Annotated in this window: 17 protein-coding genes; 8 read left to right on the forward strand and 9 right to left on the reverse strand. The window is 71.4% G+C overall.

All coding sequences use genetic code 11. The annotated features are described in order from the left end of the window. Positions 1-27 precede the first annotated feature (27 nt). The 4 genes from ACT2CW_RS08125 to ACT2CW_RS08140 are packed head-to-tail and all read right to left on the reverse strand — an operon-like array spanning position 28 to position 5315. A complete protein-coding gene (locus tag ACT2CW_RS08125) occupies positions 28-1089 on the reverse strand; it encodes an NlpC/P60 family protein (protein ID WP_164431849.1) in 1062 nt (353 codons plus the stop codon). 21 nt (positions 1090-1110) lie between these two features. Next, positions 1111-1593, reverse strand: coding sequence for a poly-gamma-glutamate biosynthesis protein PgsC/CapC (locus ACT2CW_RS08130; RefSeq protein WP_020866790.1), 483 nt, complete (start codon positions 1591-1593; stop codon positions 1111-1113). Beyond that, positions 1590-3134 carry a poly-gamma-glutamate synthase PgsB gene (pgsB, locus tag ACT2CW_RS08135; RefSeq protein ID WP_445516062.1) on the reverse strand — a complete coding sequence of 515 codons (1545 nt, stop codon included), beginning with the start codon at positions 3132-3134 and terminating at the stop codon, positions 1590-1592. Before pgsB ends, ACT2CW_RS08130 begins: the two co-directional genes overlap by 4 nt. Before the next feature lie 9 nt (positions 3135-3143). Next, positions 3144-5315 (reverse strand): HAMP domain-containing protein, encoded by a 2172-nt coding sequence (locus ACT2CW_RS08140; protein WP_445516063.1) that lies wholly within the window; start codon positions 5313-5315, stop codon positions 3144-3146. 297 nt (positions 5316-5612) lie between these two features. On the opposite strand from ACT2CW_RS08140, the gene ACT2CW_RS08145 reads away from it, so the two are divergent. Continuing rightward, positions 5613-6596 carry a hypothetical protein gene (locus tag ACT2CW_RS08145; protein ID WP_445516064.1) on the forward strand — a complete coding sequence of 328 codons (984 nt, stop codon included), beginning with the start codon at positions 5613-5615 and terminating at the stop codon, positions 6594-6596. Positions 6597-6827: 231 nt separating this feature from the next. On the opposite strand, the gene ACT2CW_RS08150 is transcribed toward ACT2CW_RS08145, so the two are convergent. Continuing rightward, on the reverse strand, positions 6828-9128 hold the full coding sequence (locus ACT2CW_RS08150; protein ID WP_445516065.1) for a hypothetical protein: 2301 nt from the start codon (positions 9126-9128) through the stop codon (positions 6828-6830). A 131-nt stretch (positions 9129-9259) separates the two neighbouring features. Next, on the reverse strand, positions 9260-10183 hold the full coding sequence (locus ACT2CW_RS08155) for a helix-turn-helix transcriptional regulator (protein WP_445516066.1): 924 nt from the start codon (positions 10181-10183) through the stop codon (positions 9260-9262). A 183-nt stretch (positions 10184-10366) separates the two neighbouring features. Between ACT2CW_RS08155 and ACT2CW_RS08160 the strand changes: the two genes are divergently transcribed. The 3 genes from ACT2CW_RS08160 to ACT2CW_RS08170 all read left to right on the forward strand — a co-directional run bounded on the left by ACT2CW_RS08160 (position 10367) and on the right by ACT2CW_RS08170 (position 13273). After that, a complete protein-coding gene (locus tag ACT2CW_RS08160) occupies positions 10367-11257 on the forward strand; it encodes an SDR family NAD(P)-dependent oxidoreductase (protein ID WP_445516067.1) in 891 nt (296 codons plus the stop codon). A gap of 281 nt (positions 11258-11538) precedes the next feature. Further along, positions 11539-12348, forward strand: a complete 810-nt coding sequence (locus ACT2CW_RS08165) for a VC0807 family protein (protein WP_445516068.1) — start codon at positions 11539-11541, stop codon at positions 12346-12348. 127 nt (positions 12349-12475) lie between these two features. After that, on the forward strand, positions 12476-13273 hold the full coding sequence (locus ACT2CW_RS08170; RefSeq protein ID WP_445516069.1) for an SAM-dependent methyltransferase: 798 nt from the start codon (positions 12476-12478) through the stop codon (positions 13271-13273). 37 nt (positions 13274-13310) lie between these two features. Here the strand turns inward: ACT2CW_RS08170 and ACT2CW_RS08175 are convergent, their stop codons facing one another. From ACT2CW_RS08175 to ACT2CW_RS08185, 3 genes are all read right to left on the reverse strand, one after another. After that, entirely contained in the window at positions 13311-14900 is a 1590-nt protein-coding gene (locus ACT2CW_RS08175) for an ABC transporter substrate-binding protein (protein ID WP_445516070.1), read from the reverse strand. A 6-nt stretch (positions 14901-14906) separates the two neighbouring features. Further along, a complete protein-coding gene (locus tag ACT2CW_RS08180; RefSeq protein ID WP_445516071.1) occupies positions 14907-16967 on the reverse strand; it encodes an ATP-binding protein in 2061 nt (686 codons plus the stop codon). A 182-nt stretch (positions 16968-17149) separates the two neighbouring features. Continuing rightward, positions 17150-20371 carry an NACHT domain-containing protein gene (locus tag ACT2CW_RS08185; protein WP_445516072.1) on the reverse strand — a complete coding sequence of 1074 codons (3222 nt, stop codon included), beginning with the start codon at positions 20369-20371 and terminating at the stop codon, positions 17150-17152. 157 nt (positions 20372-20528) lie between these two features. Between ACT2CW_RS08185 and ACT2CW_RS08190 the strand changes: the two genes are divergently transcribed. The 4 genes from ACT2CW_RS08190 to ACT2CW_RS08205 all read left to right on the forward strand — a co-directional run bounded on the left by ACT2CW_RS08190 (position 20529) and on the right by ACT2CW_RS08205 (position 23866). Further along, the gene (locus tag ACT2CW_RS08190; protein WP_445516073.1) at positions 20529-21257 is read left to right on the forward strand and encodes a WHG domain-containing protein; all 729 of its coding nucleotides are present in this window, start codon (positions 20529-20531) and stop codon (positions 21255-21257) included. Between the two features lie 40 nt (positions 21258-21297). Further along, positions 21298-22464, forward strand: a complete 1167-nt coding sequence (locus ACT2CW_RS08195; RefSeq protein WP_164431825.1) for an MAB_1171c family putative transporter — start codon at positions 21298-21300, stop codon at positions 22462-22464. A gap of 378 nt (positions 22465-22842) precedes the next feature. Then, positions 22843-23283 (forward strand): helix-turn-helix domain-containing protein, encoded by a 441-nt coding sequence (locus tag ACT2CW_RS08200; RefSeq protein WP_164431822.1) that lies wholly within the window; start codon positions 22843-22845, stop codon positions 23281-23283. Between the two features lie 13 nt (positions 23284-23296). Next, positions 23297-23866 carry a toxin gene (locus tag ACT2CW_RS08205; RefSeq protein ID WP_445516074.1) on the forward strand — a complete coding sequence of 190 codons (570 nt, stop codon included), beginning with the start codon at positions 23297-23299 and terminating at the stop codon, positions 23864-23866. The last annotated feature ends 19 nt before the right edge of the window (positions 23867-23885 follow it).

A 23885-nucleotide genomic window follows, 5' to 3' on the forward strand; every position in this document is an offset into this window, starting at 1 on the left:
ATTCAGCCCGATTTTCCCACTAGCCCCTCAGAGGCGCTTGGCGCTGCGGAAGAGCCCGGCGTAGAAGCCGTTGCCGTCGATGCGGGAGACACCGCCGTTGTCGCCGATGGTGGGGCCGTTCTGCTCCTTGCGGCTGGAGACGAACACGCGGTGGCCGTCGGTGTCCAGGCCCAGGTAGAGGGCGACATGGTCCATATGGTCGCCGGTGCGGTGATCCATCTTGAAGAACAGCAGGTCACCGGGTTGGAGGACATCGATGTTGGTGGGCCGGGTGTACCAGGGGCCAGGGCCCTGGATCTTGATCACATCGACGCCGACCTTGGAGCGTGCCATGCCGTTGGCGGTGCGCGGCAGGCCGTCGCCGAGGGTGTTGCTCGCCATCAGGGGGTAGCGGGCCCGGTAGCCCATGACCATGCGGATGAAGCCGGAGCAGTCCAGTGCCCGGTAGCGCTCCTTGCGCGCGGCCAACGTGGTGCCGTTGCGGAAGGTGTAGGAAATGCCCAGGTAGTCGTAGAAGTCGTTCTGCTCGAGACGGTCCACGCCGTCCGGTTTGAACGGCCCGAAGACCGCGTCGCCCGCGTACGGGATGCCCTGGGCGTCCTTCTTGACCGGCGCACCGGTCACGTACTGGAAGGCGATCGCGAAGAGGTCCTCCTTCTTGCTGCCGTAGTTCTCCTTGAACCAGTCCTTGAACCACTGCTCCTTCTCGGCGCCCTCGGCCCACGGCTCCGGCATCAGCCGCACCCAGTCCTCGGTGATCACCTTGGACTTGGTGTTGGCGGGCTCGCTGAAGGTGCGGGAGGGGCCGCGCAGGGTGGCGGTGCGGGCGTGGTCGGTGAAGGTGGCGAGAATCTGGCCGTTGTCGCCGCGCAGGATGGTGCGGGCGGGGTTCTTCAGCCGCTCCCAGGTCTGCTTGCCGCTCTGCTGGCCGGTGCCGTTCTCCAGGTTCGGCTCGTCGACGACGGCCTGGGTAGCGGGCGTCTTGTCCTGCTCGTCCTTCCTGAGCTCCACGGTCAGATAGCCGCTGGCGCCGAGCAGCGCGAGCACGGTGACGGCGTGCAGTACGGGGCGTTTCTTCTTCGGTGGCATGGGATCGGCTCCGGTGGTGGGTCAGGCGGACGGCATGACGCCGAGGAGGATTCCGGCGGTGAGGACGACATAGGCCATCAGCGTCACCGACCCGGTGGACAGCAGGGTGGCCCCCCGCGGCTGGCGGACCAGCTGGTAGGCGATCAGGCCCGGGACGATGAAGCCGAGGGTCTGGTTCGCGTACATCAGCGGGAACTCGATCGACAGGATGATCATCACGGTCGCCTGGAGGGTCACGCCGAGCAGCACGACCGCGGCGAAGAGCCGCTTACCGTAGAGGATCACGTACTTCTGCATCAGCAGCGTGCCCACATAGGTGAGCACCGTGACGCCGACGACCATCGCGGCCCGCTGGAGATCCTCGACGAGGGTCAGCGCCAGCCAGCCCGGGGTGATCATGCCGCCGGGCGAGAGGTTGGTGGTCAGGTAGCAGACCAGCGAGAAGAGCAGCCCGATCGCGATGCCGATGGCGGCGATCTCAGGGGTGAGGACGGAGGGGATCAACGGTGCTGCTCTCCTGGGTTCTGCCACTGCTGGGAGTCGTCGGCGGGCGGGGCGGGCGGGACGCGCGGCTCGAACAGGCCGCGGGGCTGCGGGGCGTCGGGGTGCCGCGGGGCGTCCGGAGCCGGTACGACGGCGGGCCAGGGCTCCCGGGAGCCCTGGTCGGGTGCCGTCCGCGGGTACGGCCGCTCGGGGGTGCGCTGAGCGGGTACGTGCACCGGGGCGTACCGGGTCTCGTACGCCTCCGGGTAGCCCTGGTACGGGTCCAGGCGGGGCGCGTACAGCTGGACCGTGTCCACGTACTCGACATGGCGCTCGCCGGGCGCCGACTCCGCCGGTGCCGCCGGGGTGTCATCGGCGCTCTCGTCGGGCGGCAGCTCGGCGAGGTGCTCCAGGAGGATCTCGCCCTGGCCGTGGATGTTGCCGATGGCGACCAGGGAGGAGTCGGGGCCGAGGCGGCCGAGCAGCTCGGCCATGAACTCCTCGGGATCCCGGCGGTCGCCGCCGAGGTCGACCGCGCGGTCCCGGTACTGGGCCGGGATGGCGTCGATGGCGGACTTGGCCGGGTGGCCGATGACGAAGACCTGCTCGGGGTCGAGGTCGGGGATGATCTCGCCCATCTGGCCGTTGCGCTCGACCCGGTCGGGGCGGCAGTTGATGACCACATTGAGCGGGCGGTGGATGGCGCCGAGGTCGAGCAGCTGGTTGATGTTCATCAGCGTCGACTCGGGGTCGTTGGCCGCGAAGACGTTGGCGAAGCGCAGCTTCTTGCCGTCCTCGGTGGCGTAGCGCTCGACGGAGAGGACGCCGGGGTCCGGCGGGGCGTCGTACATGCCCTGGAGGGCGGTCGCGCGGTCGACGCCCACCAGCTCCGCGACGGTGAGCGCGATGGCCACGTTCTCCTTGAAGGTGAACCAGCTGAAGCCGCGCAGCTCCTCGTCGCTGACCGTCTTGGGGTCGGCGTAGATCAATTGGCAGTTCCGGGCGTCCGCCTCCTCCTGGAGGATGTCGAACCGGTCCTGCTCGGCGGTGACGCAGATGCCGTTCTCCGGCATGGACCGGCACAGCGAGCGCGCCACGTCGTCCAGCGTGGGGCCCATCTCGGCCAGGTGGTCCTCACGGACGTTGCACAGCACGCCGATGGTGGAGCGGATCAGCTTGGACTGGTTGATCTCCTGGAGCGCCGGCATGACCGCCATGCACTCGATGACGAGCGCGTCCGGGTTGTAGGCGGCGGCGCGGCGCACGATGCCGATCTGCTCGACCACGTTGGCGATGCCGAACTTGCGGTAGACGGGCTCCTCGGTGGCGTCCGGGTGGATGAAACGGGCCGCCGTACCGGTGGTCTTGGCCACGGTGGTCAGCCCGCCGCCACGCAGGGCGCCCGCGCACAGCCGGGTGATGGAGGACTTGCCGCGGATGCCGTTGACCAGGACCCGGGTGGGGATCACGTCGAGGTTGGTCTGGTGCCGCCGCTGTTCGACGATGCCGGCGATCAGCAGAACGGCCTCGCACACCACGAGCACGGTGTAGAGGAAGAGCACGGTGGGGCCTCAGTTCCTTCCGACGCCGGCGGGGGTCCGGCTGCCGCCGTCCCGTTTGCGGGGCTGCCCCTGGAGCTGCTGCCGGATCAGCTCCAGGCTGCGGACCACGGCGCCGACCTCGTCGTGGTGGCGTGGGAACAGCACGGTCTTGCGGTCGCCCGCGGCGAGCGCCTCGGCCTGTCCGGCCAGGGCGCGCAGGGGCCGTACGACGACGATGTGCAGCCAGCCCAGGCAGGCGGCCGCGGCGGTCAGCCCCAGCAGCCCGGCCAGCACGGTCCGGTTCTGGAGGCTGTACTCGGGGATCGCCAGGCCCGAGGCGGGCTGCCAGCTGGCCAGGCTCCACTGGAGCGACTTGGCCGCGCCGCCGCCGCTGAACGGCGCGACGGCCGCGACCCGTACCGTGCCGCCGCGCTGGACGGTGGCGCCGGCCTGCTTGGCGGCGAGCAGCGAGCTCATGTGCGAGGGCGCCTTCTCGAAGGCGATGTAGCCGGAGTCGCCGCCGATGACCCGGCCCTTGGCGTCCACGACGCGGACCTCGCCCATGCCCTGACGGCCCAGCAGCGCGTTGACGAACTCAATGCGGAACTCGCCGACGACGGCGGCGCCGCCCCGGCTGGGCGCCTTGGCGGTCGCGGTGACCACGGGCTTCTTGCCGCCCTCGCCGGTCACCTCGATGGCCTGCTTCGAGGGGCCCTTTCCGTCCTCGTGGTGGGGGCCGTCACCGGCCCGCGCGAGGATCTCGCCGTCGGCGCCGAGGACGTATATCGACTGGTAGCGGTCGTGGTCCTGCATGGTGCGCTCCAGGACCTTCTTCATGTCCTCGGGCGTGGTGCGGTCCCCGATCAGGGCGGCGACCGCGGAGAGGTCGGCGTGGCCCTCGTTGAGCGCGCGGCGTACCCGGTCGCTGAGGGTGACGGTGCGGGACTTCTGGTCGTGGACGAGCTGGACCGGGACCTTGACGGAGGAGTCGGCGCGGTTGAGCACCAGCATCAGCGGGACCGACCAGACGAGCAGCAGGACGGCGCAGACGGCGAGCAGGGCGCGGGCGCCCAGGCCCTTGCGCACGGCCGGGCCCGGGGCGTCGGCGGGCTCGCCCTGGAGCTGGCGGCGCAGCCGCTCGAGGGCGGCGCCCACCCGGGCCGCCTCGCCGGCCCTGGGCACGCTCACCGGTCGGGCGAGGTCGCCGCGGGTGAGGCGGCGGCTCTCCAGGAACAGCCGGATCAGCGGGCGCTGCACGGTGCCCAGCAGCACCATCACCGCGAGCCCGCCGATGAGCAGCAGGGCGCCGGCGGCGGCCACGCCGAAGGCGGGGCGGGTGATCTGGGAGACCTTGGCGGAGACGTCGACCTCGGTGACGACGGTCAGCCCGAGGCTGCTGGCGGTGGTGGGCTCACCGGGCTGGGGCGGGGTGAGCGTGGCGTAGCCACCGACGGTGCGGACGTCCTCGGCGGCGCCCCCGGTGAGGTGGCCGCTGACGCCGGTGTAGCCGCCCGCGCCGGGCTCCTTGGCCTTGATGGGGTGCTGCCGGCCCTTGCGCGCGGCGGTCTCGGCGAAGGAGGCGAGCTGCTTCCTGGCCCGCTCGCCGTCCAGGGCGCCGTGGCTGGAGAGCAGCCGGCCGGTGGAGTCGACGACGCCGATGGCGCGGCCCGGGCCGAGGTCGACGCCGGGGAAGCTGAGGGTGCTCGAGGCGACGAGCAGTTGCTGCGGCCGGCCCTTCCAGGACAGCAGGGCGGGGATGATCAGCCGGGTCTGGCCGTTCTCCAGGCGGACCATGCGCGGGGCCAGCCCGTCACCGCGGGAGAGCTTGCTGAGATCGATCGCGGTCAGCGGCACGTTCTCGCCGCGGGCGGCGAGCATCTTGCCCGACTTGATCTCGATGACGGCGGTGCCACGCCACTTCTGGTAGACCTCGCCGACCTTGTCCAGGACGGTGTCGGCGGAGACCGGCTTGCCCTCGTTGAAGAGGGTCGCGGTGCCGATGAGGTCGGTGACCGACTCGTCGAGCGACGCCCGCAGGGCGATGGCGCCGTCCTCGGCGACGTACTGCTGCGAGGTCAGGACCGCCTTGGGGACCAGGGCGTTGTCCGGTTTGCCCAGGGTGAGGGCGGTGATCCCCGCGAGGGAGAGAAGCAGAACCGACAGCACGGCTATGGGGGGACGAATACCTCCCACAAGCGACATGTCGGCCCTTCGGCGGACCTTGTGCCGCCGCTTCGAACGCGAAGCGGCCACGGATGGGCTCCTCTCATGCAACTCACACCACACAGAGCGCACTCGAGTGCGATCCGGACCGTCAGACAGCCAGACGGATCAAAGGGTTGCACATCTTAAAGAAAAAACGAGAAAACCTGTTTGGTCCTGACCAAGACTGGGCAAACGCGCTCTTGCATTCTTTGCCGGTCGTTCACTGGGACGTCATCCTTCGCCCGTCTCATCCCGATATGCCCTTGTAAAGCGGGCGGTTACGATGAGGCGGTCATGGCGAAGGTACGAGCGAGGGCGATCATCGTGGCGGCCGTCACGGTTGCGTTCGGCCTGCTCGTGGCGGGATTGAGCACGAATACGATCGCCTGGTGGGGTGGAGACGACAACAGCCGCGCGTCGGACGGCGTGCGGGCCCTCAAGGTCCCGCTGGAGCGCAGGATCACCGACTTCACGGCCGGGCTCGCCCCCGACGCCGACTACCGGGAGCCGCGCCGCGCCGAACGCCGGGACGTCGCGGACGCGGTGGGCCTGGTCCTCGACGGACACCCGGACCGCGCCCGCCCGCTCCTCGCCGACGTCGGCTTCCGGCTCCGTACGCTCACCGACACCGACACCGACACCGGCACCGGCCGCCGCTACGCCGAGCTGTCCGACCGCACCGCGGACGGCCCCGACCCGCGCGGCTGGGCCCGGGTCTATGTGGACCTCTCCGCGCCCGTCCGCTGGTCGGTCCAGGTGCCGCACCCGGTCTCCGACGCGGACACCGAACGGCTCGGCGCGCGCGTACTCCTGGACTCCCCCGGCGGCGTCCTGGTGCTCGCGGGCGCCCACCGCAGGGCCGGGGACGACGATGCCGCCGACGCCGCCCACCGCACGGACTCGGTCTTCGACGCGGTCTGCGACGAGCTCGCCCGGCGCGGTCTGCCGGGCGTCCAGATCCACGGCTTCGCCGACGACTCCGCGCCGGGCCGGGACGTCGTCGCCTCCACCGGCAAGGGCCGGGCAGGCCGCCCGGACGCCCGCCGCCTCGCGACCGCACTGACCGCACGGCACTTCTCCGTCTGCCGCGCCTGGGTCCGCAGCTGCCCCCTGGAGGGGCGCGACAATGTCCAGGGCCGCAGGGCCGCCACCGACCATGTGCCGTTCCTGCACATCGAGTTCGCGCGCTCGGTGCGCGCGAGCGACCCACGGATGCGGCGCGCGGTGGCGGCCATCGGCACGGTGACCGGGCGGTGGGCAAAGGACGACGTGGACTGACCGCCCGGCGGGCCTTTCCCCTCCCCGCCCCTTCCCACAACCAGGGGCTCCGCCCCTGGACCCCGAGACCTGGGGCGGAGCCCCACCACGCGGCGGAGCCGCATGGATGCTGCGGGAAGGGGCGGAGCCCCGGATCCGGGGTCAGGCCCGGGGCGGAGCCCCCATCCGGGGTCCGGGGCGGAGCCCCGGTTTTGGGGAGGGGTGGGGAGGGGAACGCCCGCCGCAGGCGTCCTAGGCGTGGGTCGGGGTCACCGTGAAGGCGGTCTTCACCGTCTGCGTCACGCTGTTGCCCGCCGCGTCCGTCCCGGTGACGCGTAGCGAGGCGTCCCGGCCCGCCGCCGGGGCCGGTGTGGTCCAGTCCGCGCGGAACCGGCCCTTGCCGAGCGCCGCGACGGCCGCCGCCGTCCACCGCTCGCCGCCGTCGAAGGACACCTCGACCTTCGCCCTGGTGACCGCGGGCGCGGCCGCCGCGCCCGGTGCGTGCCCGAAGCCGACGACGAGGTGGTCGTCACCGGCCGGGCTGGTGCCGTCCAGCGCCGCGTCGAGCCGGTAGTGCGGGACGACGACCGGCAGCGCCGAGCACTCGGCGGGCCCGTCGTACTCGCCCGCCTCCGAGACACAGGTCCAGTTGTCCGGCACGGTCTGGGCACCCGAGTGGCCCGAGGAGAAGGTCCACTCGGTGTGCGTGGTCAGCGACTGGTGGAACTCGCCGTTCGTCCTGGTCTGGTCGTACACCACCGTGTACGGGGCCTTCCCCGGCGGCACGGTCAGGACGCCACCGGAGACGCCGTCGCCCTCGTACAGGGTCGTGTCGCCGGAGACCACCGCGAAGTGCGAGGAGGTGATGTCGGACGGGAACGCGAGGGCGTGGTGGCCGGCGGAGTCCATGACCGTGGCCGGGGAGAAGGTGAGGGCGTCGCCCTTGCGGCACGCCGCGCAGTACCACGCCTCGTCCTCCGCGGCGCCCCGCGCGGGCTCGGTGAAGCCCGGGGCGAGCGGGCCGCGCAGCCAGTCGACCGTAGTGGTCCGGCCGGGCCGCAGGGTCTGCTTCTCGGACACGAAGCGCCGCTCCCCGGCCTTGAGCCAGTCGTGGTAGGAGGCGCCCGCCGAGCCGCCCACGTACTCGATCCGCCGCGCCGGCGTCTTGAACGGCTCGGACAGCGCCTCGCCGCTCGATTCGTACGGCAGATACATCAGGCGTGCGACCTCCTGGGCGCGGCCCGGCGTATCGCTGTGGTAGTTGGTCCGCACGGTGGCCAGTTGGCGTCCGCTCACCTTGTAGTGCTGGTTCTTCGCGATCACACCGGCGGGGTTGGCCAGCTTGAGGTCGTAGGAGTAGGGCGTGGCCGCGTCCGCGGGCGCCTTGCGGTGGGTGTAGACGTTGAAGCGCAGATCGCCGGTGGTGACGGGGCGGCTGGAGGGCTGTACGTAGACGGGCGCGCCGCTGGAGACGCCGACGCCGCCGTTGACCGCCACCTCACCCTTGGTGTCGTCGCGCAGGTAGTGGAGGATCAGCTGGTGCTCCTCGGCCGGGCGCGGGGTCGAGAAGGTGACCCGCTCGGTGGCCTTGCGCAGGTCGAGCACGACATCGGTCCCGGCGGCGCCGTCGGGGACGGTGAACTCGGCGGTGGCCATGCGGACGCCGGTCGACTCGCCCGCGCCGTCGAAGGTCGGGGCGGAGACCATGGCGCTGTAGCGGCCCGCGGGCACCTCGGCCTTCGCCTCGCCGTCGACAGCATCGAGGGACGGCTCGCTGTAGCGGGTGGCGTCATCGACGTTGGCCAGGGCGAACGGCGTGGTGCCCGGGAGGGGCTTGCCGTCCATACCGAGCACGGTGACCTTCACGGTTTGGTCCGCCACCGAGTGGTCGGCCCGCGCGTGGTCGGCCCGCGCGTGGTCCGCCCCCGCGGCCGGACGTGCGGCGGCCCGTCCACCGGCCGTGGCGACCGCCGGTACGACGGAGGTGACGCCACCGAACAGCGGGCGGTCACCGACCGAGCCCTCCGCCGCCTCGGCGCCGACCTGCTTCGCCAGCGCCGCGCCGAAGGCGGGACCCGAACGCGGCGCCGTGGCGCCGCCCTTGGCCTCGACCCGTACCGGGGTGGTGGTCACCCCGGCCTCGGCGAGGGCGGAGACGTTGAACAGCGCGGGGTCCAGGGTGCGGCCCAGATACGGCAGCGCGGTCAGCGGAATGACGAAGACATCGTTGTCCAAGCGGCGGGTGACATAGTCCGCCTCCGCTCCCGGCCGTGGCGCCACCACGACGCTCCCGTCCGCGCCGAGCGTCACGCGCTCGCCGGTGACCAGGGTGACGGTGTGGGTGACGGTCTGGGCCGTGGCGTCAGGAGCCGGGGCGGCCACGGCGGTTGGGACGCGCTCCGCGGGGGCGGCGAGGGCGCCGGGAGCGGGGCCCGCCGCCAACCCGAGGGCGGCGAGGACGCATCCGGCCGTGAGGGCGCGGACGCCGCGCGCTCCGGCGCCGCGCGCTCTGGCACCACGCGCCGCGGTCCGTCTGATCCGTCGGTACCACATGAGGCAGATCCTTCCGTGACGGGGGATCAAGGACGTTGACGCCCACAGGTTCGTCTCCGGAAGAGATCACTTACAGGTACGGACCAAAGCTGGCCGAGAACCGCCGCTCCGAGGCGTTAACCGAGCGCCCGTCACCACCCGCCGCCGGCGGTTCGGTGTGGACTGCCATCCGCTCCAACCAGACTGCCGAGCAGGCTCGGGCCACCGCCGGTGAACTGGTCGGTGCCCAGCACGGTGAGCAGGTCGAGTTTCTCGCGGCTCTCCGTGCCCGGCGTGGCGGTGAAGATGAGAAGCGACTGGCCCTGGTCAGGCTCGAGCAGGAGTTGGCAGTAGAGGTCGAGCTGTCCCACCTGGGGATGGACGAATCGCTTGGTCTCGCTCCACCGCAGGCCCACCTCGTGGCGCTCCCACAACCGGGCGAACTCGTCACTGGCGCTCAGCAGGGCGTCCACCAGGTCCGCCGCGGGGGAGCCGGGGCCGTCCCGGGTGGCGGACGCGCGCAGCAGGGCGGCGTTGGTCCGGCTGTTGTGGTCGTGCTCCTCGGGGTGGTACCGCTCACGGGCGGCCGGATCGGTGAACCAACGGTAGGTCGCGCTGCGGGCATTGCCGGTGTACTGGGTCTGGTCGCCGAGCAGTGCCACCGCGGACGGCGTCTGCACCAGTGTCTCGCCCAACGGGCCCATGACCTGAGCGGTGGTGCCGGCCAAGCCGTCCATGACCCGCATCAGCCCGGGGCTCACATGCTGAAGCCGCAGGTCGCGGCGGGCGGTGCGATACCCGGCGAGGAGGAACAGATGATCGCGTTCATCCGGGGTCAGCCGCAGGCCGCGCGCGATGGCCGCGATCATCTGCTCCGAAGGCTGCGGCCCGTCGCCCCGCTCCAGCCGGGCGAAGTAGTCGGCGGACATGGTGCACAGCTCCGCCACCTCCTCGCGTCGCAGGCCCGGGGCGCGTCGGCGTTGGCCGCGGCGCAGTCCGACGTCCTCCGGTTGCAGCGCCGTACGCCGGGTGCGCAGGAAGGCACCCAGGGACGAGCGGTCAAACGTATGGTCCATGGTCCCCATCGTTGACCATGCGGCGCGGCTCAACCACGACCTGCCATTCAGTGGTTCCGCATGTCCTTCCGGTGCCCGTGGTGCGGCGAGTTCACTGTCGTCGCGATCACCGGTCGCCCCAAACCCCGAATCCCGAACCCCGAACCTCGCAACCTCGCAACCTCGAACCGCGGAGCCAGGACCATGACCCGTTGCACGACGGCCAGTTGGACAGCGAACGACCTCCCGGAGATGACCGGTCGTACGGTGGTGATCACCGGCGCCGGCCGTGGCCTCGGCCTGATCACGGCGCGTGAACTGGCTCGGGCCGGTGCCCGCGTGGTGCTGGGGGTACGCGACACCGACAAGGCCCGCCGGGCCGTCGCCGACCTGCCAGGCACCTTCGACATCCGGCCGCTCGACGTGTCCGATCTGACCTCGGTGCGCGCCTTCGCCGCCTCCTGGTCCGGCGCCTCCTGGTCCGGCGACATCGACATCCTGATCAACAACGCCGGTGTGATGGACATCCCCGCCGCGCGCACCGCCGACGGCCTCGACCTTCAGACCACCACCAACCACACCGGCCCCTTTCTGCTGACCACCCTGCTGCTCGAGCACATCACCGACCGCGTGGTGCACGTCACCAGCGAGCTGCACAAGCAGAGCAGGATCGATCTGACCGACCTCGACTGGCGGACGCGCAAGCACAACGGGATGCGGGCCTACCAGGCGTCGAAGCTCGCCGTCGTCCTGTTCTCGCTGGAGCTCCAGCGCCGGCTGACCGCCGCGGGCAGCCCGGTCCGCTCGGTGCTCGCCAGCCCGGGGATCGCCCGCACCGCGCTGGCGTCCCACTCCCGGTCGAACGTCATCAACCGGCTCACCTTCCTCACCAACGACCCGGAGCGCGGAGCACTGTCGCTGCTCTACGCCGCCACCCAGGACGTCCCCGGCAACTCCTACATCGGGCCGGACGGCCCGGGCGGCTTCCGGGGCTCGCCGACCATCCGCCGTCCGGGCAAGGCCGGGCTCGACCCGGCCATGGCCGGGCGGCTGTGGGACGCGACCGCCGAGCTCGTCGGGACGGTCGCCCGTTGAGCCATCTGGACGCCTGGTGTGAGGAGAAGCCCCGCAATGACCTGCTATCAGCAGGAGCGGCCGGATTTTCCAGCACACCGTACACACCGGAAACTGCCGTTAACCGGATGGTGTTCGCAAAGGGCTTTTCTCAGGGCCACTCAGCGCAATGGACTGTGACTTCTCAAACCACCGGCGACATTTGGCGTCCGAGCCCTGTCCTCTTACGACATGCCTGATTTACGTTTCTCTTTTCTCGCACCACCACGCACAGCATCACCAGGCACACTTACAGGGGAACCGTGCTCACTCAGGACTCGACCACGCAAGGCGCCGAGAGCGCACCGGATACGGGGGCACCGCAGACCGGCGAGCGGCCCAAAGCGCCCGCCCGGTCCAAGAAGGCCGCCATTCTCGGCTGGGTCGTCACGCTCAGCCTCAATGTCGTCGCACCGATCGTCACGTACAACGCACTGCGCGACCACGGCTACAGCGAATTCGCCGCGCTGCTGATCAGCAGCGCCTGGCCGGTGGTCGACGGCGCCGTCCATCTCGCCTGGCGCCGCCGTCTCGATGAACTCGCCATTGTCACCCTGGTGTTCATCGTGATCACGGCCGTGGTGTCGACCGTCGGCGCGCACTCGGCCCGCGCACTGCTGATCAAGGACTCATGCGTCACCGGGCTGTTCGGTGTGCTGTGCCTGGCGACGCTGCTGGCACCGCGCCCCCTGATGTTCTACCTGGGGCGCAAGTTCGCCACCGACGGCACCGAGGCGAGCACCGCCTGGTGGAACGGCCTGTGGCACGTCGACGGCTTCCGCAAGGCCATGATGACGATGACGACCGTCTGGGGCGTGGCCTACTGCGTCGAGTCCGCGGTCCGGGTCGTGCTGTCGTACACCCTCAGAACCGACACCATGGTGGTCCTGAGCCCGGTGCTGATCTACGCCGTGCTGGGCTCCCTCGGCACATGGACGGCTCTCTACGGCAGGCGGTCGCGCCGCAAGGGCCAAGCCCGCGCCGCCGCCGCGGCGGCGGCAGCGGAGGCAGCGGCGGAGGCGACCGCGGACCCCGGGACCAAGGCGGAGCCGGCAACGGCCGCCGAGGGCTGACCGGCCGTCCGACGCCGGAAGGCCGGGCGCGGAGAACTCCGGCGTCCGGCACCGACGTTGGTGTGGCAAGCTGTTCGCCAGTCGAACGCGGGCGGGGGCCGTGACGGTCGTCGAGAGGAGACTTGCGTTGACGGAGAACGGCTTCCGCGCCGAGGAGATCGATACCAGCAGGCCGCATCCTGCCCGGATCTACGACTACCTGCTGGGCGGCAAGAACAACTACGAGGTGGACCGCGAGGCCGGTGACCGGCTCGCCGCCGCGGCGCCCGAGGTGTGGAGCGGCGTACGGGCCAACCGCGACTTCCTGCGCCGCGCCGTGCGCCATGTGGTCGACAGCGGAATCCGGCAGATCCTCGACATCGGCACCGGGCTGCCCAGCTCCCCCAATGTGCACGAGATCGCCCGCGAGTCGGCGCCGGACGTGCGCGTCGCGTACGTCGACAACGACCCGATCGTCAACACGTACGCCAATGTGCTGCTGCGCGGCTCGGCCGCGACCAGCATCGCGCTCGCCGATCTGCGCGACCCGCGGGCCGTCCTGGACCACCCCGAGGTCCGTCAGCTCATCGACTTCGACCAGCCGGTCGCGCTGCTCCTCGTGGCCATCGTGCACTTCCTCACCGACGCGGAGCAGCCCGAGCGGGTCGTCGCCACCCTGCGCGACGCGCTGCCCGCCGGGAGCTTCCTGGTGCTCTCCCACGCCACGGACGACTTCGCCGACCGCAGCGCCGCCTCGGCCGTCTACGAGACCGCCACCGCCACCTTGAGCCTGCGGTCCCGGGACCGGATCGAGCGGTTCTTCGACGGGTTCACCCTGGTCGAGCCCGGTCTGGCCGAGGTCCCGTTCTGGCGCCCGGACGCCCCGCCGCCGACCCGGCCCGGGGAGATCGGCTACTACGGCGGGGTGGCGCGCAAGACCGGCTGAACCGCCGCGAACCGCCGCGCGCGGTCGGCGGTCGGCGTCAGGAGGGGCAGGCGTTCTTGGATCCGTTCCGGTAGGTGCGGTACAGGCCGGGCGCGCCCGGATCGCCGGAGCGTGCGCTCGACGGGAACTCGACCACAGGCACGGGCTTGCACACGGCCCATTGGTCGTTCTTGCCCGGGCCCTCGAACCCGTATGTCCCTCCGGCGCCGACCAGGCAGGAGCTGCACCCGTCACCGGCGATGCTCGGGATGATGAGGGTGTTGTACACATCGTCCTTCGTCGGGATGCTCAGCGCCTCCGGCGCCTTCTTGCCGCCCTCGTTGATCTCGGCGAAGGTGCGGTCCACGGCGCCCGCGAGCAGCGTGAAGGCGTCGTGGTACATCACGGCGTAGCCGTCGTCGAGCGCCTTCTTGCCCAGCTTGTGCTGGGCCCCGATCTCCTCGAAGCTGTCGAGGAAGCGGCCGAGCGCCTTCTTGGGCTTGGCCTTCCCCGCCCACCAGGCGGGGTCGACGGCGGAGGCGTCGACGATCGTGGCGCGTGCCTCGTCCAGCCATCGGCGGGGCGCGTCCCCGGTGAGCGTGGGCTCCAGGCCGATGCCGACCTTCAGGATGCGCAGCGTCGTGGTGCGCCCACAGCTGCCCTCCTGCGCCATGCGCTCCATGAAGGCCGGCAGGTCCTGGTCGCGGCCCGCGAAGAAGACGGTGTCGGACTTCTCGTTGCAGATCTTCTGGACGGCGTCGGTGAACCGCTGGGGGATGCCCTTGTCGGTTCCGGAGGTGCCGGTGAAGTTCGAGTTGTGATTGGTCAGGTCGTACGCGTCGCCGAAGTGCCGTTCGAAGACGCTGCGCAGGTTCTGGGAGTAGACGTCCTCGCTGCGGTTGTCCCAGACCAGGAAGCCTCTGTGCCGGGCCGGTTTCCGGTCCAGGTAGAGCTTGAGGGCGCGGGCGAACTGGTCGTTGTTGGGCGAGGTCTTGAAGAAGTACGGGGAGTTCATGTTGGCCGCGGTGATGACCGGGCCGACGGTGGGGATGCTGTGCCTGCTGAGCGCGGCGATCGCCTTACGGGTCTCCGGTGTGCTGCTGGGGATGCCCGTCACGCCGACCAGCGGCGCCCGGGTGTCCTTGGTCAGCTCGGCCAGACGGTCGACGACGGGCTCCCATTGGTCGAGGTTGCGGCCGTCGGGGGCGAGCAGCAGCTGGTAGTGCGGTCCGCCGAAGCGGTTGGCCTGCCGCTGCGCGGCCAGGGCGCCCGCGATGCCGCGGCGGATCATGTCCGCCGTCATGGCGCTGTGGTCGTCCGCGGTGAAGGGCATCATCAGCGCGATCCGTACGTACGGGATCCTGGGTCCGCTCGGCGGGTCCTCCCAGTCCCGCTTCACCCGGGCGTTCTCGTCCGCCACCGCCCCGATGAGGCTTTCGATGCCCGGGTCCGCCTCGAAGGCCTCCTCGGTGACCCCCACGCAGTCCCCGTCGATGTCCCGCAGGTCGTCACCGCACCTGCCGGGGCCCTGCGCCATGGTGACGGCGATGGTGATCGCGGCGGCGGCCAGGGCGCCGATTCCGACGACGGCCAGCCATTCGAGCGGCCCCCACTCACGAGGATGACGGCGGAACAGACGGAGCAGCATGCTTCCTCACTGACCGGAGATAGGGAAGGGGCGCTTCTTCCGCGCCGCCGCGGGCCAGTTGCGGGCCGCCTGGCCCAGGACGGCGTGCCAGGACGGATGGCGCGGGGAGAGATAGGCCAGCTCCTCGCCGACCGCCTTGCACATATCGGGATCCGGCTCGGCGTGCGGCTCGGAGACATGCCACAGGGCGTGCAGCAGCCGGTTGACGCAGCGCTCGATCTCGTGCAGCTCGGCGTACCGGCCGTCGTGCGCGCCGAGGGCGATCTGCATCCGTTCGTCGGTCCACTCCTCGGCCGGTGGGGTGGGCGCGGTGGCCGCGTACTGGAGGCACAGCAGCCAGTGGGCGGCGGCATTGGCGTCCTTCTCCGACTGGAACTCCTCCGTCAGCATGGCCACCACCGTTTCGGCGTTTCCGGCCGCGAGGGTGTGCCGCAGCGCGTCGGCCTCGCCGCTCTCACCGCGCTGGGCGTGGTGCATCCGCAGGAAGCGGTGGATGTCCTGCCAGCTGCGGCCGTCCTCGGCGCGCGAGGAGGTGCGGCGCGCCTCGTGCACCAGCAGGGTGCGCAGCAGCGCGTCGGTGACCAGCGGCTGATCGGGCGGGGTGAGCTGCTGCCACTGCTGCTCTTCGAGGTAGTCGGTGGCGGAGTTGGCGGGCAGCTGGTCCGGGCCCTGGAGCCGCAGATGCTCGGCCAGCGCCTCGGCCGCGGTGCTGTCGCGGGCGAGCGAGAGCAGGGTCAGCCGGTCGCGCTGGCGCCGGTCAGGGAGCAGCCGCTCCAGGAGCGCCTCGGTGACCGGGCGGCCGTCCTTCGCGTTCAGTTCGAGGAGGTCGCGCGGGTCCACGCCGCGGCCCCGCTTGGTGGCGTCCAGGACCGCCGCGCACAGCACGGTGGTCACCGCGGGGTGCCCGCCGGTCAGGGAGTGCACGGCGGAGGCCAGATAGGGGTGGAGCGGCCGGGCGGGCCGGCCGGGCACCAGGAGGGGCAGGATGTCGTCCCGGCTCAGCGGGGTGAGCGGGACGGCGAGCAGCCCGGCGGACGGGGACAGGCCCCTGCGCCGCCAGCCGGAGGACTTCACCAGGTCGGGCAGGTCGCGGCGGACGGCGTCGGAGGCGTCCTCGGGTAGGCCGCCGAGGCGGGTGGCCACGACGACGAGCTCCTCGTGGTCGGGGCGCTCGGGCAGCGCCCGGTGTTCGAGGAGCAGGTCGAGGAAGTCCTGGCCGGACGGGCAGTGGGCGTCGTCGAGCAGGATGAGCGGCCAGGGTTCGCGGTTCCACCGCTGGAGCCTGCCGTAGGAGGAGGCGACATCGTGGAGGAAGGCGGCCATCAGGCTCTGCTCGGCCGCGTGCCGGAAGTCGCCGCCGCGCTGGAACCACTCCCCCAGCAGCACCAGCGGATCCTGGCCGTCCGCGCCCCGCGGGAAGCGCCCCCGGTACCACTCCTGTGCCGCGGCCGGCTGGTGCCGGTCGGTGTACTCGGCCACCACGGCGGCGGTGACCGCGTCCCGGCCCCACTCCGCGTCGGCCTCCGCGTCGATGGTCTCCAGACGGCCTTCGACGGCGGTGGCCCAGGCGTGTCTCAGCGCGTTCTCGTCCCCGCCGGCGAGGCGGCAGGCGAGCAGCAGCCGGGCGAACCGCAGACACGCGGCGTCCCGCTGCTCGCCGTTGCCGTGGTACCAGCCGGAGACGGCGAACAGGCCGGGCACCAGGACGGGGAAGCGACGGCGCAACGCGGGGGCGAGCCCGCACACCAGCTCCGCGAGGATCTCCACCAGGGTGCCGGCGGTGGGGGTGCCGCCGTCGGCCGGGGCGCGCGGGAAGGTGGCGGACTCGGTGGCCACGGCCCGGACGTGGGCCAGCGGCAGCCGGTCCCGATAGCGCGCCGCCAGCTCTTCCAGGACGGCGGTGCGCCCCATGCCGTGATACCCCGTGAGCAACACCACGGGCAGATCGCCCTGGTGCTCCCGGCCGGTCCGGGACCGCTCGTCGTAGGCCAGGCCGGTCAGCCGGGGAACGAGCGAGCGCAGCACCGGGTCCCGGCCATAGAGCGGTGACCCTTCCGATACGCCCATCCCGTTGCGACCCGCCTCAGTCGTCCGCCGCTGCCCGGCAGCCGTGACCTCGGAGACGGGCGGCACCGCTCCCCCGAGACATCAGCCGCTGACATCCGTACCAACTACGCCTACAATCCTGAATTTACCCCTTTGGTAAACATCCCACCAGGTGAACGCGGCACCGTCGGAGAGAGTGCCGGTCAGGGGTGCGGATAGATGTCGAGGTCGACGCTCTCGGGGAGCGAGTCCGCGCCGCGGATCTCGCCCGGGTAGACCAGCCGCACCCGGCGCAGCCGCCGCAGCCCGGCGAGGGAGGCCAGATCGAGCTCCGCCACCTGCGACAGATGGATCTCCTCAAGCCCCGGAAGCCGCCGGGCGATCCGCCGCAGCGGAACCGCGACACCGGCCCTGGCCCACACATCCAGATGGGTGACCTGGGGTATCTCGGTGCGGGGCGCGAACAGCAGCATGCTCAGCTGTTGCGGCGAGAGCGTCAGCTTGCGCAGTTGGGGCAACTCGGCGATGAGGGAGCCCCATTCGTCCGGCGTCAGCCGCTCGCTGGCGTCCTGGAGTCGCAGCTCCGCCAGCTCCCGGCACTCCACGATCCCCGCGAGCTGCGCCGCCGACGACGGCAGTGAGAGCAGCCGCAGCTCGGCGGGGCGGGGCAGGTCGGACAGGCCGCGCCAGGGCACCTCGGCCCCGATGAGAAGCCCTTCGAGCCGGGGGCAGTCCGCCAGCTTCAGCAACGGCTCGAACTGCGGCAGGTCCCGCAGCTCCAGCCGCCGCAGCCGGGGCAGCCGGGTCAGCGGCGCGGGGTCCTTCACGTTCCGGCAGCCCTGGAGGGCGAGGGTCTCCAGCTCGGGATAGGCGGAGAGCAGATCGAGGTCCTCCAGCTGGAGGGTGTTGCGCAGGCGCAGCTCGCGCAGATGCTGGGGATCGAGCGCGGCGCGGATCGCCTCGGGGGCGAAGTCGCCGTGCAGCCCGACGCGTTGATAGCCGGACATGGTGCGCAGGGCCTCCAGCTCGGCGTGGGAGCGCACCGTGACGATCTCCTCGGGCGCGGTGTCGAGGAGCGGCCGTACGATCTCCTCGGCGTACACCTTGGTGTCGAACCGGTCCCAGTGGGCGAGGAGCTGGGCGCGCACCGCGGGCTGGCCGGTGCCCAGGAACTCGCGGAGCCTGGGGATGGCGGCGTCCCCGCCGATCTGGCAGATCGCGTGGACCGTGGCCAGCTCCTCGTCGCCCTCCAGGTCCTTGGCGTCGGGCAGCAGGCCCAGCAGCAGCGGGCCGGTCTGCGCGAGTGACCTGGCCTCCCGCAGACTGCGCGGCGGAAGCAGCCGCGCGGCCCGGTCCTCGATGGCCTCGCGGACCGTGGGCTCCAGGCGGGTGGCCTGTTCGAGGGAGGCGAGCGCGAGGAGCCGTAACCGCGCCTGGATCGTCGCGTCCTGCTCCCGGTCGCCCCGCTCCCGCAAACGGGTCAGCAGGTCGGCACGCTCTTGGTGTCGAGCCTGTGCGACGGCCATCTGCACCACGTCCTCCCACTGGTCCAGGTGTGCGTTGTTCACCAGCATGCCCATATCGCGCTCCTCCAGCACGGCCCTGGCGCCCAGGAAGTCCTGGAAGGTGCGGTGAATGAAGTTGACCGCGCCCGGGGCGGGTTCGCGCAGCAGACCGGAGCGCTCCAGCAGGTGCTGAAGGGTCTCCTCCGCCGTTCCCACCTCCGCCAGACGGGGCACGGACGGCTGAAGCCGCCGCACCACGTTCACCGCGTCCGGGCGATCCAGCTGGGTGCGCTCGTTGCGGATCAGCCAGTACGCGAGCCTCTGGAGCGGCTCGGTGGCCGACTTCTGGTCCAGGACGGGCTTACGGCTGCGCCCGTACACCTCGCGCTCCAGGTCGCGCCGCTCCAGGAGCATGGAAAGCGCCGCCTCGTACAGGGAGGCGCGGCCCTGGGGCAGGAAGCCGCGCCGCTCCCGGTGCAGGGCGCAGATCAGGCCGCACATCAGCGGGTTGGTCGCCAGGCGGCTCAGCTCGGGGCTGCTGCGCAGGGACTGTGTGAGCGAGTCGCCGAGCTCCTGCGAGGCCCCCGCGGCCGTGTGCCAGCGGCGGATGAACTGCTTCATGTCGGCGGGCCGCATCGCGGCGAGCGTGAACTCCTGGAAGCCCTCGCGGGCCAGCCAGCCCCGTTCGAGGGCGGCGGGGCGGGAGGTGAGCAGCCACAGATTGCCGGGGAAGACGGCGAGCAGCTTCCTCAGCCAGGCCCGTACGCGGGTCCGGTCGTCCTTCGGGATCTCGTCGGCCCCGTCGATCAGGAGCACTCCGCGCCCGTGCCGCAGCACCCGCGCGGCCCAGCCGTCGGGCTCGGTGCCCACCAGCGGGCAGCCGATCCAGCGCAGGAAGTCGTCGGGCATCGGCAGTTCGGAGTCCTTGCGCGCCAGGGTGCGCAGCGGCAGCACGAACGGGACCCGCCCGAACAGCTGGGACAGCCCGCCCGGCACCCGCTCCTGCTGCGCCGTGGAGAGCGCGAGCCACTGGACGAGGGTGGTCTTGCCGGTGCCGGCGACCCCGCGCAGCAGCACCCGCTCCTGGGTGGCGAAGACCGCCTCGGCCGGGCCCGGGGCCCGCTCGGTCTCGGTGTCCCGGTCGGCGCCGGGCTCGCCGTTCACCACCGGCACCCGGTCGGTGCCATCGCGGTAGGGCCTGGCCTGGAGGCTCAGATACGCGGTCTCCAGCGGCCAGTCCTGGCCGTCCGGTTCGCGCAGGTCCACGCCGTAGATGGTGAGCCTGCCGTGGCACTCGACGACGTAGGCCGCGTACTCCTCCTCGAACTGTTCGTCCTGGCGGCTGATGTCGGGCAGCCGCCGCAGGATGGCGTCCAATTTCTCGCTCTGCTCCCGGATCTCGCGGCTCTGCTCGATCTGGGCTCGGGCCGCGAACCCGGGCCGCTGGCTGAAGAAGCGCATGAGGTGGACGCAGGCCGTCTCCAGGAGCCGGTCGTGGAAGCGGGCCGCGTCGTCGCTGAGCAGCCTGCGGGTGTCGGGGCCCGCGCGCCGGGACAGCTCGGCGGCCAGCCGCTCCGGGCCGAGCGCGAAGGCGTGCACGTCGTCCATGTCGAGATCGCCGAGCGCGTGCAGGGTGCGGGTCAGCGCCTGCCCCACGGAGTCGTGCTCATCGGCGCCGATCGGCGGATCGTGCGGCCCGGCGGCCCGCACGGCGCGGCGGACCAGCTCGCGGGCGAGCTTGTGCAGATCGTCCTCGGTGAGGGTGCGGTGCTCCTTGGCGAACGAGAGCAGCCGGCGGATCGGTACGGGCCGTTCGCCGTACTCCGCGCCGGGCGCGCTCGCGGGCGGCAGCAGCAGTCGTTTGATCACCGGCACGACCACTGCCGAAGCGATCCGCAGCCCCACCGTGCCGCCGTCCACAGCAGCCCCTCCCTCGCGGCGTCGGCGCGCGTCCCCCGCCGAGCCCGTACAACCGCTCACATCCCGCTCACCATAGCCGCGAAGACCCCTCCGGGGTCAGGGTTCAGGTCAGGGTCGGCGAGGCGCGGACTGCCGTGGCACCGGTACGGTTTGGCCCATGGATGTTTCCTTAACACATTCCGCCGACGACAACTCCGGGGCGTCGGCGGCAATCAGGACCACCGCACGCCAACTGCTGGTGAAACTGGGCGCCGGAGGGCTGTCCCCGGCCGCCGTCGCCCATGAGAGCGGCCTCTCCGTCAGCGAGGTGGAGGCCGTCTTCCCGCACCGGGACGATCTGCTGACCGCGCTGCTCATCGACGCCTACAACGACTCCGGCGCCGCGATGGAGGAGGCCGACCGGGCCGCCCTGGACGCGGGCGCGTCGGCGGGCGCACGGCTGCTCGCGGTCACGCGGGCGCTGCGCCGGTGGTCCTTCGCCAACCCCGGCGAGTTCACGCTGGTCTACGGCTCGCCGGTGCCGGACTACCACGCCCCGCAGGAGACCGTCCCGCCCGCCTCGCGCACCCCCGCGGTGCTGGCCGGCATCGTGCGGTCGGCGCTTGAGGCCGGTGAACTCACCGCGCCCCGGCGGGAGGTGCCAGGGCCGCCGCTGCTGCTGCCGGAGGCGGTGCAGCTGTTCGGCGGGGTGCCCGAGGCCCCGTTCTCGGACATCATCGAGCGCGGCATCGTGCTGTGGAGCAGCCTGATCGGGCTCCTGGTGTTCCAGGTCTTCAGCCGCACCCATGACAGCGTCCGGGACGAGACCGCGTTCTTCGACTACGCCGTCGCCGTCGCGGCCGAGGGGATCGGACTCGTGGTTCCCTTGGGCGAGAACACCGACTGAACCGTTCGCCGCGTCCGCGGCACCTGTGGGGGAAAGGGCCGTGAACACCATCAAGACTCTCTGCTTCGTCATCGCGGCGCTGTCGTCGTACGCCGCCCTCGTCTACCGGCTGTTCCAGGTCAGACGCGGCTGGCGGGACAGCGCCTACCGCACGCTGTTAGTCACCCTGCTGTTGCAGTGCCTCACCTTCACGATGGGTGCCGTCGCCATGGGGAGCGAGCGCTTCCTGGGCGTCGGCAACCTCGCGATCCTGGTAATGCACCTGTCGGCGGTCGCCTTCTGCGTCAGCGCCCAGATCATCCTGCTGCGCTGGGCGGCCGACGCCGAGGAGTCGGGGCGCAAGGCCCGGTACTGGCTGATCACCGGAATCGCCCTCAACGCGCTCCTCACGGCGCTCTTCCTGATCGCCGACGGCCCCGGCCGGCCGGCCGAGGACTTCAACACCGGCAGCGGCCAGCCGCTGGTCCTCACCTACCTCCTGGTCTTCATGGTCTCCCAGGCGGTTCCGTGCGTCACCATCCTGCGCCAGTGCGGGCCCTACGCCCGGATGACGAGCAAGACCTCGCTGCGGCAGGCCCTGCGGCTGCTCTCCGTCGCCGCGGTGATCCTCTTCCTGTACTGCCTGGCCCGGGTGGTCAACGTCCTCACGGCCGCGTGCGGACTCGACATCGGCGCCTGGACCCTGGCCGCCTCCGTCTTCAGCGCGCTGGGCATCGTCACCCTCTCGCTGGCCCTGACGATCTCCTCCTGGGGGCCGTCGGCCACCAGGCTGCTGGAGTGGGCGCGCGGCTACCGGTCCTACCGGGCGCTGTATCCGCTGTGGCGGGATCTGTACGAGTCCTCGCCGGACATCGTCCTGGAGCCGCCCGGGGCCGCGGTCTCCGACCTCAACTACCGGTTGCACCGGAGGGTCATCGAAATCCGGGACGGATGGCGGGAGTTGCGCCCCTACATCGACCGCACCACGAACGGCGACGGGAACGGCGACGGCGGGGCGGGCCCCAGGGGGAGCGAGGAGTCCCGGCAGGCGTTCGCCGAGGCGGCGCAGATCAGGCAGGCCCTGCACGCCAAGCGCGCCGGCACGATTCCCGAGGACAACGCGGACACCGGCGACTTCGAGGACCGCGACACGGACAACTTCACGGCCGAGGTCGTCTGGCTCACCAAGGTGGCCTCCGCCTACCGGCGGCTCGGCAAGGCGCGCTGAGGGCCGGCACGGCGCGCCGAGGGACCGAGCGCGCTGAGGGGCCGTAGGCACCTGCGCGCCGAGGGTGGATCCCGCCCGGTCTGCCCCCGTCAGGCCGAGCGGGACTTCCCCCGTGTTCCCCCGTGTCCCCCGTTTTCCTTCTTCCGAGCCGAGTGGGTGGCCCCACTCGGTCCGGCCCGGGTCCGGACCCGGAAGACCGGGCCGGACCAGGCCGACAGGGCTGGCAACCAACTCGGCCACCCCCGTGAGCGGAGTTAGCTGGCAGCTATCGGCGAGGTCCACGGTGGCGGAGTTGCGCCCGATTGTCAACTGACCGCTAATCTGCGAAACTGACGATTAGCCGGGGGCAAAGCGAGGAGGTGAGGGAGGGAGATTCGCATGTCCGAGACTGACGACCGGCCCATGCTGGCAGTGCGTCTGGACAACCTCTTCAAGACGGTTCGTCCCAAGGGCAAGCACTGGACCAACGCCGAGGTGGCGGAGGAGCTCAAGCGGGCCAACCCCGAACTGAAGGTCGGGGGCGTGTATCTGTCGCAGTTGCGGACGGGCAAGCGGTCCAATCCCTCACCGGATCTGCTGGCCGCCCTGGCACGCTTCTTCGGCGTGTCGGTGGCCTACTTCTTCGACGACGAGGTCGCCGAGTCGGTGCTCAGCGAGATCGCCGCCATCGAGGCGCTGCGCCAGGCCGGGGTCCGCGCCGTGGCGATGCGCGCGGCGGGGATGAAGAAGGAGAACCTCGAGGCCATCACGACCATCATGGATCAGTACCGGCAGCTCCAGGGCCTGCCGCCGGTCGCCGACACCTCGGACTCGGATTGAGGGGTGCGGCTGGGTGAGGAGCGCGGGCAAGGGACGGTCGGCCGATCACGACCGTCGCAGTCAGCTCAAGAAGCTCCGGAAGGCCGGTGCGCGGCGGATCGCCGACCTCGACCTCCCGGAGGTGGCCGATGTGGCCGATCTCTGCCGCCATCTCGGCGAGGTCCGCGGCCGTCCGATCACGCTGGTCCCGATGCCGATGCCGGCGACGCACCCCTGCGGCATGTGGGTCGCCGCCCGCGACGAGGACCTCATCTTCTATGACGCCAACACGACCAGCGCGCATCAGGAGCACATCATCTTGCACGAGCTGGGCCACATCATCTGCTGCCATCGCGGGGCGGGTTGGCTGGACGAGGCGAGCGCCCGCCTCCTCTTCCCCAACCTCGACCCCGACCTCGTGCGTGACATGCTCCTGCGCGCGACCTACGACGACGTCCAGGAGCAGGAAGCGGAGATCATCGCCTATCTGCTCTCCCAACGGGTGGGCGGCACCGAGGAGCGGCATGGCGCGCCCACGGCGGGAGCCGCCGGGGCAGCCGGGCAGGACGCCATGCTCAGCCGGATCGAACGCACCCTGATCTGAGGTTGATCCGACGGTGCCT

Source organism: Streptomyces sp. NEAU-174 (genome assembly GCF_052665095.1).

Coding starts and splice junctions, on each gene's coding strand:
- ACT2CW_RS08140 (WP_445516063.1), bottom strand. CDS start 5,315: ATGTCGCTTGTGGGAGGTATTCGTCCCCCCATAGCCGTGCTGTCGGTT.
- ACT2CW_RS08180 (WP_445516071.1), bottom strand. CDS start 16,967: ATGGGCGTATCGGAAGGGTCACCGCTCTATGGCCGGGACCCGGTGCTG.
- ACT2CW_RS08200 (WP_164431822.1), top strand. CDS start 22,843: ATGTCCGAGACTGACGACCGGCCCATGCTGGCAGTGCGTCTGGACAAC.
- ACT2CW_RS08155 (WP_445516066.1), bottom strand. CDS start 10,183: ATGGACCATACGTTTGACCGCTCGTCCCTGGGTGCCTTCCTGCGCACC.
- ACT2CW_RS08145 (WP_445516064.1), top strand. CDS start 5,613: ATGGCGAAGGTACGAGCGAGGGCGATCATCGTGGCGGCCGTCACGGTT.
- ACT2CW_RS08150 (WP_445516065.1), bottom strand. CDS start 9,128: ATGTGGTACCGACGGATCAGACGGACCGCGGCGCGTGGTGCCAGAGCG.
- ACT2CW_RS08190 (WP_445516073.1), top strand. CDS start 20,529: ATGGATGTTTCCTTAACACATTCCGCCGACGACAACTCCGGGGCGTCG.
- ACT2CW_RS08125 (WP_164431849.1), bottom strand. CDS start 1,089: ATGCCACCGAAGAAGAAACGCCCCGTACTGCACGCCGTCACCGTGCTC.
- ACT2CW_RS08175 (WP_445516070.1), bottom strand. CDS start 14,900: ATGCTGCTCCGTCTGTTCCGCCGTCATCCTCGTGAGTGGGGGCCGCTC.
- ACT2CW_RS08160 (WP_445516067.1), top strand. CDS start 10,367: ATGACCCGTTGCACGACGGCCAGTTGGACAGCGAACGACCTCCCGGAG.